A 13842-nucleotide genomic window follows, 5' to 3' on the forward strand; every position below is an offset into this window, starting at 1 on the left:
GTCCTCCTTACTCCGGGAGCGCCCCACGTGAACCAGCCTGCCGAAACCCAGCCCCCGACCGGCGAGGTCAGCCTCGCGCAGTCCTCCCCCACCGTCGGCACCTTCCGCGAGCGGGACGGCGCGCTGGAGTGGAGCGGCCGCCAGGAGACCCTGCGGATCGAGCCGTGGGGTCCGGACGCGGTCCGGGTCCGGGCCCGGCTCGGCGGTCCGATCCTGGAGGGACTGCCGGGTGCGCTGCTCGACGAGCCGCCGGCCACGTCGTCCACCGTCAAGATCGAGGACGGACAGGGGTCGTTGACCGTCGGCACGCTGACCGTCGAGGTCGACGCCGAGGGCCTGATCCGCTTCCTGCGCACCGACGACTCCGCCGAACTGCTCGCCGAGGAGCGCGCCCACTTCTGGTGGCCCGGCTCGCGCCTCTACACCGCCGTCGGCAACGGCCACCACCGCCTGGAGCAGCGCTTCGCCGCCTACGACGACGAGAAGCTGTTCGGTCTCGGCCAGCACCAGCACGGCCGCCTCGACCAGAAGGGCCTGGTCCTGGACCTGATCCAGCGCAACGCCGAGGTCGGCATCCCGGTCCTGTCCTCCAGCCGCGGCTACACCCTGCTGTGGAACAACCCGGCGATCGGCCGCGTGGAGCTCGCGCACAACGGCACGCGCTGGGTGGCCGACTCGGCCCGCCAGATCGACTACTGGATCGCCGCGGGCGCCCCGGCCGAGGGCCAGCGCCGCTACAGCGCGGTGACGGGCCGCACGCCGATGCTCCCGGAGTGGGCGGCGGGCTTCTGGCAGTGCAAGCTGCGCTACCGCACCCAGGACGAACTCCTCGCCGTGGCACGGGAGTACAAGCGCCGGGGCCTGCCCATCTCCGCCATCGTCTGCGACTTCTTCCACTGGACCCACCTGGGCGACTGGAAGTTCGACCTGAGCGAGTGGCCCGACCCGGCGGCGATGGTCCGCGAACTGGCCGACATGGGAATCAAGTTGGTGGTCAGCGTCTGGCCGTCGGTGTCCCCGCTGAGCGAGAACCACCACCTGATGGAGCAGCGCGGCTACTTCATCGGCACCCAGTACGGCCCGATGGCGCACGCCGACTGGCCGGACAAGGGAGTCGCCTCGACGGTCCAGGTGGCCTTCTACGACGCCACGAACCCCGAGGCCCGTGACTTCATGTGGTCACGCGTGCGCGACAACTACCTTGCCCCGTACGGGATCACGGCCTTCTGGCTGGACGCCTGCGAGCCCGAGCTGAAGCCGGGCTTCCAGGAGAACCTGCGCTACTGGGCGGGCCCGGGCCTGGAGGTCGGCAACAGCTACCCGGCCGAGAACTCCCGCACCTTCTACGAGGGCCTGCGCGCGTCCGGCTCCGGCGACGACGAGATCATCACCCTCAACCGCTCGGCCTGGGCAGGCAGTCAGCGCTACGGCGCCGCCCTCTGGTCCGGCGACATCGGCACCGACTTCCCGACCCTGCGCCGCCAGATCGCGGCCGGCCTCAACACCGCCCTCTCCGGCATCCCCTGGTGGAACACGGACATCGGCGGCTTCCACGGCGGCGACCCGAGCGACCCGGCGTACCAGGAGGTCATGGTCCGCTGGTTCCAGTTCGGCGCGCTGTCCCCGCTGATGCGTCTGCACGGGTTCCGTGACCCGGGTATGCCGTTGGGGCCGGACATGACCGGCGGACCCAACGAGGTCTGGTCGTACGGCGAGGAGGCCGGCGCGATCCTGGAGCAGTACCTGCGCCTGCGCGAGCGGCTGAAGCCGTACGTCCTGGAGGTCATGCGGGAGGCCCACGAGGAGGGGCTGCCGCCCATGCGGCCGCTGTTCCTGGAGTTTCCCGAGGACGAGGCGGCCTGGTCGGTCGACGACGCGTTTCTCTTCGGGCGGGACCTGCTCGTCGCGCCGGTTCTGGAGGCGGGGGCGAGGACCTGGACGACGTATCTTCCGGCGGGGGCGACCTGGACGGACGCGTGGACCGGTGAGACGTACGAGGGGGGTACGACGGTGACGGTCGATGCGCCGTTGGATCGACTTCCGCTGTTCCTGCGGGACGGGGCGCGGTTGCCTGTTGCTCCGCAGGGATAGGTCGTCGTTCGGCTGTAGCGCCGTCGTGGCTGGTCGCGCCCACGCGGCGGTAGCCGCATATCTGTACAGCCCCGCGCCCCTGAAAGCAGGGGCGCGGCCGGACCTCGTCAGTTGCGGCAGACCGAGGCCAGGGAGCGGACCAGTGCGCCGGTGTGCAGGGCGTCCGGGTGCTGCTCGTGGTGGACCTGGACGACGGCGAAAGCCAGCTCCGGGCGGCAGGTCGGGGCCGTGCGCTCGGAGGTGGTGGAGGTCAGCTCTCCGACGAGGTCCGTGTTGATGCGGTTGATCGTCTGGCGGACCTGGTTGAGGTCCGGCTTGGTCGTCGGGGCCTGCTCCGGGTGAGCCGTCCAGCGGCGGAACAGCGCACGCTGAACCGTCTTGTTCGCCTCGATCTGGTCGCGGAAGATCCGCCGGGCCTCGTCGGGGTCGCCCCCGGCCTGCTCGGCCAGCGCGGCGACGGAGTCGAGGACCTGCTGCTCGCGCGCGGGGTCGTCGATGGGGCTGTCGGTGCCCCACTTGGCCGCGGCCACGAGGTCGGCGGTGGCGAGGCGTTCGGCGGAGAGGGCGGCGACAGGCTTCAGGTCGGAGGGCGCGGGTGCCGCCGCCGCGGTGCCCGGCAGGGCGAGCAGCGCGGCAGCGGCGATCAGAGCGCTACGGAGGGGGGTGGAGATATGCATGGGGTCCATGAAACCCCACCACCCCGCCCGGTCAACTACTGCTGACCGTCAGGTTGTTCGTGGTGAAGTCCAGGCCGCCCGACGACGAGGTGACCTCGTAGCCGAACTGGACGTCACCGATGGTCTCGTTGCCGAACCAGCCCTTGGTGTCCTTGATCCACTTGAGGATCGGGAGGATCTGGACCGTGCCGGAGCTGGAGTCGGAGGTCCGCAGGAACGAGAAGACCTCGTTGGCGCCGTTGCTGCCCTTGTAGACGGTCCAGGTGTGGCCGCCGAGGGTGACGTTGCCCTGCGAGGTGCCGAGCGGGCCGACGGCTCCGTTGTAGTTGACCCAGAGCATGATCTCGTAGTCGTAGTCGGTGTCCCAGATGTCGTACGACGTGTTGTAGGCGCCGGACGACGGGACGGTGACGTTGTAGCTGCTGGAGAGCGAGCCGAGGGAGGTGATCGTCTTGTTGATCACCTTCTTGGAGTTGGGGTAGGACTTGATGCCGCCGGTGTTGGGGTGGTCGGCCCAAACCCCCCAGTTGGTCCCGGAGTTGGCCCAGATGCACTGGCTGCCGGCGCCGGAGCCCCAGATGTTGTTGTAGAGCGTGTAGCCGTTCAGGCTGGTGTTGCCCCACTGGTCGCAGGAGTTCCAGACGGCGGCCTGTGCGGGGGCGGAGGCGAGGCCGACGGTGGCGCCGAGGGCCATTGCCGGGGCGAGCACCGCCATGGTGATCTTGCGCAGTTTGCTCTTTGCCATGGTGTCCCTTTCCATGGGTGGGGGGAGTTGCGGGGCTACCACGCCCTCAGGGTGAGGACGTGATCTTCTCCGGCGACGAGGTCGAGGGGCTCGGCGCCGGACGAAGTCCGGAGTTCGATGCGCTGGGTCCGGGACGGTCTGATCATTGCTTTCGCACAGGTTGGCGTCCACATGAGATCGATCACCGCCCCGAACCGGGTACGGATGCCGTGCAGACGGCCCGTCGGGTACGCCGCCGGAACCGCCGGCATCAGCACCAGCCGGTCCGGCGTCGACTGCACGAGCATCTCGACGAGCACGGCGGGCAGGGTGTGCGCGGCGTCCGCGTTGTAGACGTCGCGGTTCGGGTAGTGCGCGCTCATCAGGGAGGCGTGGAAGAAGTCCCCCTTGAGGACCTGCCCGAGAGCGTGCGCGACCCGTTCGCCGTCGCGCAGGCGGGCCGCGACGAGGGCGTGGTGGAGGTGTCCGTGCGCCGAGTCGTTCTCGGCGCCGCGGAGTTCGAGGGCGCGGTGGACGGCGGCCGCGAGGCCCGGGGTGTCGTACGGGTTGATCTCGTCGAGCGGCCAGACGCCGTAGAGGTGGCTGAGGTGGCGGTGGTCGTAGGTGTCGTCGAGGCCGGGCCAGGCCCATTCGGCCAGCGCGCCGTCGAAGTTGATCCGGTGGGGCGGGAGCCGGTCGGCGAGGGCCCGCCAGTCCTCCGCCCGCTCCGGGTGGTACTCGGCGGCCGCCAGGAGGGCGTGCCGGGCGGCCGAGAGGTCCATGGCCGCGTTGATCGCACCCCAGCTCGCGTTCGCCGGGCGGTTCTCCGGCGAGTAGGAGGGGACGACGACGAGGTGGCCGTCGGCGTCGACCCGGGTGAGGAAGTCCTCGTAGAACAGGGCGAGTTCGGCGAGGGCGTGCGCGGTGCGCGGGTCCTGCTCGCCGCGGGTCTCGTCGTGGTCGACGAGCGGCTTGAGCAGCCAGTCGGCGCCGGCGGTCCACAGATGCAGGGGGTACTCGCGGCTGAAGTGGTACGTCAGCCCGGACTCGCCGTCGGTGTGCGCGGGCGCCATGACGCCCCGGGCGCCGAAGACGGAGCGGGCGTTCTCGCGCCAGTCGTCGAGCTGACCATGGATCAGGGAGGCCAGGGCTTCCGTGACTTCGGGGAGGGCGGCGGCCGCGGCCGAGGCGGTCTGCAGGTTGACGTTGGCGTCATTGGTGAACGCTCCGGCCCACGCCGTGTCCCAGTCGCCGGTCCACAGGCCGGTGAGGCGGGGCGGGTACAGGCCGCTGGCGGAGAGCAGGTGGTAGCGGCCGGCGGCGAAGAGGCGTTCCAGGAGGGCGGGGCTGCCGGGGTGCTTTTCGAGCAACTCGGAGCCGGGGAGGGCGCGTTCGGCGGGGTCGGCGTCCAGGTCGAGGGTCACGCGCTCGTAGGCGGTGCGGTGGAGGGGGGTGTGGCGGGCCAGGAGGTGGGTGTACGGGTCCTCGTCACCGTCCGGCAGCAGGTCACCCAGGGCGCGGGCCTCGGCGAGCGCGTCCGGCTCGCCGGTGTGCCGCAGAACGCGGGTCAGCAGGAGGACGGACTCCGCGCCGGTCACCTTCAGGCCGGGGGGCGTGAGCGTCGTACGGCCGCCCGTGACCACCACGAGCGTCACTCCGGTGTACGCCCGGTCGCTGCCGGGGTAGCGGGCGCGCAGGGTGAGCAGGGCGCCCTCGGAGGTGAGGACGGCGCCGTGGCCGACGGCGAGGTCGTGGGGTGCGCCCGGGAGCTTGTGGTCGAGGGAGATGTCCAGGCCCGGGGCGGTGACCCGCTGGACGATCACGTCGTCGGCTCGGGAGACGAAGACGCGGCTGCTGCAGTCCTCGCCGTCCGCCGCCGCGACGCCGGTGGTGAAGTCGACGGAACGGCGGTAGTCGTCCGGATCGGCGGGCGTCGGTCTGCGCAGCCGTACCTGGAATGCCGGGTGGAACGGCTGCACCCACTGGAGTTCGCGGCCGTCGGTGAAGCCTTCGGCCGCGTGCAGTTCGCCCGCCAGCAACTGGTCCTGGAGCGCGGGGAGTTCGGCGGCGAGCCGGGGCGGGCGGGCGTGTTCGGCACCGTTGGGACGGACGAGGGTGTGATGGGTGACGACGACCCGCTCGTCGTCCGGATCACCGAACAGCAGGGCGCCGTGGTGGCCGTTGCCGCTCAGGAAGCCGTCCTCCCAGCGGGCGGCCGGCCGGGGTTCCCACGTGCCGTGGACGATGGTCATGATCGCAACACCACCACGCCGTACCGGAGCAAGGTCACCTCGTCCGTGAAGGCCGTCCCCGTCAGCAGGTCCTGGTGGGTGCCCGGCACCTCGACGCTCACCGGCTCACGGGAGTGGTTGAGCACGAAGAGCAGGTCACCGCGTCTGACGGCCTCGATCTGGTCCGGCAGGCCGTCGAGCACCGGACGGGCGCCCGCGTCGGCGGCGATACGGCCGAGCAGACCGCGCAGCGCCTCCGGCTCGGGCAGTGTCGAGACGTACCAGGCGCGGCCCTTGCGCAACACGGCCGGCAGCCCGTCGAGTTCACCGCCCTTGAAGGCGGCCTCCGTCACCGACTCCTCGTCCTTCTCGATCTCCTCCGACCACAGGGTCCCGCGGAAGCCGTCGCACTCGACGCCCTCCCCCGCGTCCAGCGGCCACCACTCGTGCAGGGTGCGGATGCCGAACAGTTCACGCAGGCGTACGTCCATGCCGCCGGGCCGCACCCGGTCGTCCTCGTCGGCGACGCCGGTGAGGAAGCCGGAGACGAGGGTGCCGCCGTTCTGTACGTACGCGATGAGGTTCTCGATGGCCGCGTCGGTGAGGGCGTAGAGCTGGGGGACGACGACGAGTCTGTAGGCGCTCAGGTCGTGCTCGGGGTGGGCGAAGTCGGTGGTGAGGTGGGCCTGCCAGAGGGCGCGGTGCCACGCTTTGACGAGGTCGGGGTGGTCGACCTCGCTGGAGAGACGGCCGTCCTGGGCGCTGGCCCACCAGGCGTGCCAGTCGTGCAGGACGGCGATGTCGTTGGCGGTGTGACTGCCCGTCACTTCACCGCTGATGCGTGCGAGTTCGGCGCCGAGCTGCTTGACCTCCTGATACGTCCGCCCTTCCTCCCCCGCGTGGCTGACCATCCCGGAGTGGAACTTCTCCGCGCCCTGCCGGGACTGCCGCCACTGGAAGTAGCACACGGCGTCCGCGCCGCGGGCCACGGCCTGGAGGGACCAGAGGCGGTTGAGGCCGCGCGGCTTGGGGTGGTTGACGCCCCGCCAGTTGACCGGGCCGGCCGCCTGCTCCATCAGCATCCAGGGACCGCGGGCCTGGGAGCGGGTCATGTCCTGGACGAGGGCGCCCTGTTGGGCGCCGAGGGGGTCGCGCGGGTCCGGGTAGAGGTCGACGGAGACGACGTCCTCCTCCTCGGCCCAGCGCCATGCGTCCTGACCGATCCACAACGGCATGAAGTTGGTGGTGACGGGGAGCTGCGGCGTGGCCCGGCGGACGATGTCCCGCTCGGCGGCGTAGCACTCCAGGAGCATGTCGGAGGTGAAGCGCCGGAAGTCCAGCACCTGGGTGGGGTTCTTCAGGTAGTGGGCGTGGCGGGGCGTGTGGATCTCGGCCCAGTCGCCGTAACCCTGGCTCCAGAAGGCGGTGCCCCAGGCCTCGTTGAGTTCGGCGAGCGTGCCGTACTTGTTCTGCAGCCAGTCACGGAAGCGGGCGGCGGCCTCGTCGCTCCAGTCGAAGGTGCAGTACTCGTTGTTGATGTGCCACATGGTGAGGGCCGGGTGGCTGCCGTAGCGGGCGGCGAGGTCCTCGGTGATGGCGGCGGCGTAACGCCGGTAGGTGGCGCTGGAGTGCGAGAAGTGCTGGCGGCCGCCCCACCACTCGGTACGGCCGTCCTGGTCGACGGGCAGGGTGTCGGGGTGCAGGTGGCCCATCCAGGGCGGGGGCGAGGAGGTGGGGGTGGCGAGGACGACCCCGATGCCGTTCTCGTGCATCAGGTCCATCAGCCGGTCCAGCCAGCCGAACTCCCTTGCGCCGGGGCTTGGTTCGAGCTCGGCCCAGGAGAAGACGCCGAGGGTGACGGAGTTGACGCCGGCGGCCTTCATCAGCCGGACGTCCTCGAGCCAGGTCTCCTCGGGCCACTGCTCGGGGTTGTAGTCGCCGCCGTAGAGGATGCGGCCGTTCGTCACCGTGCTCAGGTCGGGCATCAGACGGGCTCCCCGTACTGGATCCCGCGCCCGTTGGTGGCGAGGTACACACGGCCGTACACCCGCGGGTCGCCGACGATGATCTCGCCGGTCCAGCCCCACTGGTGCTGGTCGTCGTTGATCCGCACCCAGGTCTTGGCCCCGTCGTCCGAGCGGTAGACGGCGGTGATGCTCTCGGTGGAGCCGACCTGATAGATCGCCGGGTAGTCCGCCCCGTCGGCCGCCTTGCCGAAGCCGAGGGTGTACGAGGCCCAGCAGCTGTCGACCTTCGAGAAGCTCGCGCCGCCGTCGGTGGACCGGTAGAGCCCGTTCCACTTGGCGCTGACCCACAGGTCACCGGAGCGCCCGGGCGCGGCGACCAGCTTGAACTGGCTGTCACCGGAAGGCAGCCCGCCCGCACGCGCAGTGAACGAGACGCCACTGTCAGTGCTGGCAAGTAGCGTTCCTGTGTCGGTGTCGTATGCGTAGAAGAGCGTCGGGTCGGCCGGGTCGGCGACCGGCGTGGCGCCCTTCGGGAAGGAGGAGACCTCGGTCCAGGTGACGCCGTTGTCCGCCGAGCGGTGGGCCGCGTACTTCGTGCCGTCCCAGTGCACGAAGGACCACAGCAGCACGCTGCCGTCGGCGTTGGTGGCGATCGGTCCCGGTGCGTCCTTGGCGATGGTGGGCTGGGCCGCGAAGGGCGCCCAGGTCTGCCCGCCGTCGTTCGAGTAGGCGCCGTTGCCGTTGTCGCCCCAGCCGGCGCGGACGACGTACGCCGGTCTGCCCGCGGCCTGCGCGAGTCCCGTCGCCGACCCGAACACGGGGTTCGAGGCCATGCCGCGCGAGGGCGAGGCGGTGAGCCGCTCGTGGTACATGACGCCGATGTCCCTGGACCCGCTCAGCAGGTGCGCCTCCCCGACCGGAGGCGACACCAGCTGCACCACGGACGCCTCCTCCAGGCCGCGGATCTGCGGGGCCCAGTTCTTCAGGTCCCGAGTGCCGTAGAGGGTGGCGCCCGTGCCGTAGACGACGTGCCTGGAGTCGTACGGGTCGACGGCGACCGCCTGGATCCACCAGCCGAACTTGGGCGCGTCCGCGCCCCACTTGAGGTAAGGAGTCTCGGACACGTCGAACACAGCAGCGTCCTTGAGGGACGTCCAGGTGCGACCGCCGTCGGTGGTCCGGAAGAGGGTGTCGACCGCCGCCCACCGGTTGTTGGTGGAGACGACGACGGTGCCGGGACGGCGGGCGTCCACGGCGACGCCGCCGTAGCCGAAGGCGTCGGTGGAACCGTCGCTGGTGGTGCCGCCCGGCTTCACCGGCGTGACCTCGGTCCACTTCCCGCTCGCGATGGCCAGCTTGTGCACACTGCCGTCGGACTGCCCGTTGGGGCCGGGGGCGTTGGCGTACGTCACGTACAGCTCGCGGGTGAGGCAGTCGTACGCGGCCCGGATCGGCACCTTGGCGGCGGTACCGGAGGGCTGTCCGGGCACGGCCTCCCAGGTGGTGCCGTCGGCGGTGCGGTACAGGTTGGACGCGGTGCCGTCCGAGTCGCCCCAGCCGGCGTAGAGGGTGCGCCCGGCGGCGACGAGGAGGGAGACGCCCTGACCGGAGGCACTCGGCGTACCCGGGAAGCCGCTCACGGCTGCCCAAGTGGCCCCACGGTCGGTGGACTTGAGGAGACCGTCATGTCGCGTCCCCAGCCACAGCGTGTCGCTGTCCCGCGGATCGACGAGCAGCCGCTCCCCCATTCCCCGCCCGTCCTCGTTGGCCCCGAGCTTCACGGCGAGATCAGTACGCGCCCAGGTGGCGCCACGGTCCTCGGAGCGAAGAACCGCCCCGTTGCCGGCCCACGACTGCGCGTAGGTACCGAGCGCGAGGTAGACCCGGTCGGGGTGAGCGGGATCGACGGCGATCGCCTCGGTCCCGAGAAGGTTCCAGTCGTCCCACCCGAGGTGATCGGTGAGAGGCGTCCAGCGAGCGGCCCGGTCGTCCCAGCGGTAGGCGCCGCCGATGTCGGTACGGGCGTAGCCGAGTCCCCGTACGGACGGGTGGAACAGCACACCGGTGACAAACCCGGTCCCGCCGATGACGGCGTTGCGCCAGCGGTAGGTGGGGGCGACGGCGGCCCGCGCACGCCCCTGGAAAGCGGGAACGGCGGTAAGCGCGGCGGCGGTTGCGGCCCCGGCAAGAACGGCACGCCGGCTCAGACTGGACGTAAGCATGACAGACCTCGACTTACGAGAGAGGGGGAGTGGACGTACCTCTAGGGGCGCGGGGCTGTATCGACTTGCGGCTCCGCCGCGTGGGCGCGACCAGCCACGACGAACCCGCAGCCGCCGGCGATCCGAAGCGCCCCACTCAATAGGCGCAGGTCAACCCTTCACCGCACCCGTCAACATGCCCTTCTTGAAATGCCGCTGCACAAACGGCGAAAGCACAGCAACCGGCACCAGCGCCAAAACCATCACAGCCATCTGAACAGCCAACGGCGACAACTGCCCCGTGTTGATCTGCGTGGCCAACCCGACGGGCCGTTCCTGCTTCTGCACCAGCTGGATCATGACGTTCTGCAACGGCATCATGTCCTGATCACTCAGATAGATCGACGCGTTGAACCAGGCACTCCAGTACCCCACCGCATAGAACAGCGCGATTACGGCAAGCACCGCCCGCGACAACGGCATCACGATCTTCCAGAGGATCCGCCAGTCCCCGGCCCCGTCGATCCGCGCGCTGTCGATGAGTTCCGACGAGATCCCCATGAAGAACGCCCGCAACACAAGGATGTTGAAGACACTCACCGCACTGGGCAGGATCAACGCCAGATACGAATCGGTGAGCCCGAGCCCCTGCACCAGCAGATACGTCGGAATGAGCCCCGCTCCGAAGAACATGGTGGCGAGCAGCAGCATCAGAAACCACCGGTGCCCCAAAGACCCCACCCGCGAGAGCCCGTACGCGGAGAGGACGGACACCGTCATGCTGAACAGCGTGCCGACGAGGGTGACGCCCACGCTGACCAGGGCGGCGCGCTGGACCTGCCCGCCGCTGAGGAGTTCCTGGTAGGCGATGAAGGTGATGTCCTTGGGGATCACCACCAGTCCGCCGGTCGAGTCGATGGTCTTCTTCGACGAGAGGCTGGTGACGATGACGATCCACAGCGGGAAGAGGACCCCGAAGCAGGCCAGGGTGAGGACGATCCCCTTGCCGGCGATGCCCGCCTTGGAGGGCTCCTCCTCCCAGGACGGCCGCTCCGGGGCCGCCCACCAGCGCGGCTCGGACGCGGGCGCCGCCAACTTGTCGGGCTTGACGCTCTTGTCGATCACGGCGCTCACTTCTTGTACACCCCCTGCTCGCCCATGAGATGGGCGACCTTGTTCGCGGTGAGTACGAGGGCCAGCCCGACCACGCCCTTGACCAGGCCGGCGGCCGCGGCGTAGCTGAAGTCCTGGTTGCGGATGCCGTTCCACCAGACGTAGGTGTCGAGGACCTCGGAGGCTCCTGGCCCCACCGAGTCGCGTTGGAGCAGGAGTTGCTCGAAGCCGACGGTCAACGCGTCCCCCACCCGCAGCACCAGCAGCAGGGCGATCACCGGTCGCAGCGCGGGCAGCGTGATGTGCCACATCCGGCGCCAGCGGCCCGCGCCGTCCATCGCCGCGGCCTCGTACAGGTCGTTGGAGACGGCGGAGAGCGCGGCGAGGAAGACGATGATGCCCCAGCCCGCGTCCTTCCAGACGCCCTCGGCGGTCACCAGGAACTTGAAGATCCCGGGGTCGGTCATCAGGTCGAAGCCGTCGTACCCGTGCTGACGCAGCGTCTGCGCGATGATGCCGGCGCCGCCGAAGATCTGCTGGAAGACGGTGACGACCAGCACCCACGAGAAGAAGTGGGGCAGGTACATGATCGCCTGGGCGACCGCCCGGACCCGGGGCCTGATCACGCTGTTGATGACCAGCGCGAGCAGGATCGGGATGGGGAAGAACAGGACGAGCTGGAGGGTGAACAGCACGAAGGTGTTCTGCACCGCGTGCCAGAAGGCGGAGTCCTGGAAGATCCGCTCGAAGTTCTCCAGACCGATCCAGGGGCTCTCGAACATGGCGACGAAGCCGTTGTCGCTGAGATACGGGTCGTAGTCCTGGAAGGCGACCACGTTGCCGAAGATCGGTATGTAGTTGAAGACCAGGAGCAGCGCTACGGCCGGCAGGGTCATCAGGATCAGCGTGCGGTCGCGTCTGAACCTGAGCCGCAGGCTCAGCTTTCCCGCACGCTTGCCCTGGGGGCCGGCGGCGCCGCCGGACGCAGACGCCTTCTTGCCGGTCTTTTCGTCGGTCTTCTTCGCCTCGGCCCTGCTCCGAGGCACCGTGCTGTGGGACACGGTTTTCTCCTTGCCTCAGCCCTGGTCAGTTGGCCGCGGAGCCGTTGTCGTCGAGCAGCTTCTTGTACCAGTCCCGCAGCCCGTCGCCGCCCTTGGCCTTCCAGTCGGACACGGCCTGCTGGACGTCGCTGATCTTCTTGCGGCCGCGGACGACGTCGTCCTCCAGCTGCTCGAAGTCGTTGGCGAGGTTGGTGTAGCGGTTGGGCTCGGTGATGGTGAGGCCGTAGAAGGAGGACTTCTTGGTGAAGGCGCCCATGCGCTGCTGCCACTCGACCTGGGCCTTGGCGATCTCGGGGAGGTCGGGGTGGGCGAGGTAGGAGGCGGGGTCGCCGGTGTAGTCGTAGGCGCCGAAGACCTCGTTGTTGCCCTTGGTGGTCTTCGTGGGCATGCCGTCCTTCAGCGTGTAGTCGGTGCCCTCGACGCCGTAGACGGTGAGCATGTACTCCTTGGTGCCGTACGGCGAGGCGCAGTAGTTGGCGAGCGCCAGGAAGTCCTTGATCTGCTGCTTGGACGCCTTCTTGCTGACGAAGGTGAAGATGCCCGCGGGCTGCGTCGCGTAGATCGTGGGGTCGCCGCCGTCGGGGCCGAAGATGTCGAACGCGCCGATCTCGAAGTCGCTCTTCTGGATGTTCTGTTCGGCCGTCGTGCTGTACCAGTAGCTGATGTCGCCGTTGAAGACGAGGGACTGGCCGGCGGTGAAGCGGTTGGACGCGTCGCCCTTGACGGCCTTGGCGTCGGGGTGGACCACGTCGGCCGCGTAGAGCTTGCGCATCCACTCCAGGGCTTCGAGGTACTCGTCGGTCTCGATCCGGTTGACGAGCTTGCCATCCCTGAGGTCCCACCACAGCGCCTTGTCGCTGCCGTTGAGGACGCCGTAGATGTTGAAGGCGCTCCACTTCAGGTCGTCGCAGGCCCACACCTTGCCCTTGGCGTTGGTGGCCTCCTTCGCCCAGGCAAGGAACTCGTCGGGGCTGGCCGGGAGTTCGTAGCCCTTCGCGTCGAAGATGTCCTTGCGGTAGAAGGGCACGATGTTGGGGACGTACGAGGCGGGCATCGGGATCCCGCGCAACTGGCCGCCGAAGATGCCGCGTTGCCAGGCGTCGGTCGGTACGGCCGCGAGGTTGGGGTAGGCCTTGACCTTGTCGCCGGACAGGTAGGGGCCGAGGTCGGCGAACTTGGCGTTGACGGCGCTGGGTATCTTGCCGTTCAGGTTCCAGCCCGGGACGACCACCACGTCCGGGATGTCGCTGGAGGCGAGCACGGCGCCCAGCTTCTCGTCGTAGGTGTTGCCGTCCTGGTTCTGCCAGGTGACCTTGACTCCGGCGGCCTCGTTCATGGCCGTGTAGTACGGGTTGTCGTTGGACGGCGGGCTGCCCCACATCGGCGCCATGATCTTCAGCGAGCTGCCGCTGCCGAGCTTCTTCGGTACCGCGGTCTTCAGGCTGTTGAGGTCGATCGCCTTGGTGAAGCCGGCCGACGAGCCGTTCTTCGAGGGAAGGTCCGGCACGATGACGCTCGACGCCACGAACGTCGGGAGGATCTTCTCCGCGGCCTTCCCGGAGGTCGTGCCATCCTGGTTCCCCTCCTGCCCGCCCCCGCAGGCGGCGAGAAGCGGCATCCCGCCCGCGACCGCTGCGGTGGCGACCGCGGTGGAGGCGAGGAAGCTTCTCCGGCTGGGCCCGGAGGAGGCGGAAGCGGCGTTCGGCGTCATTGCGTCAACCCTTCATGGCGCACCAGGACACCCGGCGGTGGAGCCGTCGGCTGCGGTGTCTTGAGT

General features: G+C 69.5%; 9 protein-coding genes. 1 reads left to right on the forward strand and 8 read right to left on the reverse strand.

Annotated elements, in window-relative coordinates; translation table 11 throughout:
- Positions 1-27 precede the first annotated feature (27 nt).
- The gene (locus tag IG08_RS0116825; protein ID WP_030602270.1) at positions 28-2091 is read left to right on the forward strand and encodes a glycoside hydrolase family 31 protein; all 2064 of its coding nucleotides are present in this window, start codon (positions 28-30) and stop codon (positions 2089-2091) included.
- A gap of 107 nt (positions 2092-2198) precedes the next feature.
- Here the strand turns inward: IG08_RS0116825 and IG08_RS0116830 are convergent, their stop codons facing one another.
- From IG08_RS0116830 to IG08_RS0116865, 8 genes are all read right to left on the reverse strand, one after another.
- The gene (locus tag IG08_RS0116830) at positions 2199-2768 is read right to left on the reverse strand and encodes a chorismate mutase (RefSeq protein ID WP_030602272.1); all 570 of its coding nucleotides are present in this window, start codon (positions 2766-2768) and stop codon (positions 2199-2201) included.
- Between the two features lie 31 nt (positions 2769-2799).
- Complete coding sequence (locus IG08_RS0116835) at positions 2800-3513, reverse strand: glycoside hydrolase family 12 protein (RefSeq protein ID WP_030602274.1); 714 nt, start codon at positions 3511-3513, stop codon at positions 2800-2802.
- A gap of 35 nt (positions 3514-3548) precedes the next feature.
- A complete protein-coding gene (locus tag IG08_RS0116840) occupies positions 3549-5744 on the reverse strand; it encodes a glycosyl hydrolase family 95 catalytic domain-containing protein (RefSeq protein ID WP_030602277.1) in 2196 nt (731 codons plus the stop codon).
- Entirely contained in the window at positions 5741-7708 is a 1968-nt protein-coding gene (locus IG08_RS0116845; protein ID WP_030602280.1) for a beta-galactosidase, read from the reverse strand. Before IG08_RS0116845 ends, IG08_RS0116840 begins: the two co-directional genes overlap by 4 nt.
- A complete protein-coding gene (locus tag IG08_RS0116850) occupies positions 7708-9912 on the reverse strand; it encodes a sialidase family protein (protein ID WP_030602283.1) in 2205 nt (734 codons plus the stop codon). The genes IG08_RS0116845 and IG08_RS0116850 overlap by 1 nt, the downstream gene beginning before the upstream one ends.
- 150 nt (positions 9913-10062) lie before the next feature.
- Entirely contained in the window at positions 10063-11016 is a 954-nt protein-coding gene (locus tag IG08_RS0116855) for a carbohydrate ABC transporter permease (RefSeq protein WP_234342897.1), read from the reverse strand.
- A 5-nt stretch (positions 11017-11021) separates the two neighbouring features.
- Entirely contained in the window at positions 11022-12065 is a 1044-nt protein-coding gene (locus IG08_RS0116860) for an ABC transporter permease (protein WP_030602288.1), read from the reverse strand.
- Positions 12066-12090: 25 nt separating this feature from the next.
- Entirely contained in the window at positions 12091-13776 is a 1686-nt protein-coding gene (locus tag IG08_RS0116865; RefSeq protein WP_030602290.1) for an extracellular solute-binding protein, read from the reverse strand.
- Between the last annotated feature and the right edge of the window lie 66 nt (positions 13777-13842).

Source organism: Streptomyces fulvoviolaceus (assembly GCF_000718165.1).
Lineage (GTDB): Bacteria > Actinomycetota > Actinomycetes > Streptomycetales > Streptomycetaceae > Streptomyces > Streptomyces fulvoviolaceus.

Coding starts and splice junctions, on each gene's coding strand:
- IG08_RS0116830 (WP_030602272.1), bottom strand. CDS start 2,768: ATGCATATCTCCACCCCCCTCCGTAGCGCTCTGATCGCCGCTGCCGCG.
- IG08_RS0116835 (WP_030602274.1), bottom strand. CDS start 3,513: ATGGCAAAGAGCAAACTGCGCAAGATCACCATGGCGGTGCTCGCCCCG.
- IG08_RS0116840 (WP_030602277.1), bottom strand. CDS start 5,744: ATGACCATCGTCCACGGCACGTGGGAACCCCGGCCGGCCGCCCGCTGG.
- IG08_RS0116845 (WP_030602280.1), bottom strand. CDS start 7,708: ATGCCCGACCTGAGCACGGTGACGAACGGCCGCATCCTCTACGGCGGC.
- IG08_RS0116850 (WP_030602283.1), bottom strand. CDS start 9,912: ATGCTTACGTCCAGTCTGAGCCGGCGTGCCGTTCTTGCCGGGGCCGCA.
- IG08_RS0116865 (WP_030602290.1), bottom strand. CDS start 13,776: ATGACGCCGAACGCCGCTTCCGCCTCCTCCGGGCCCAGCCGGAGAAGC.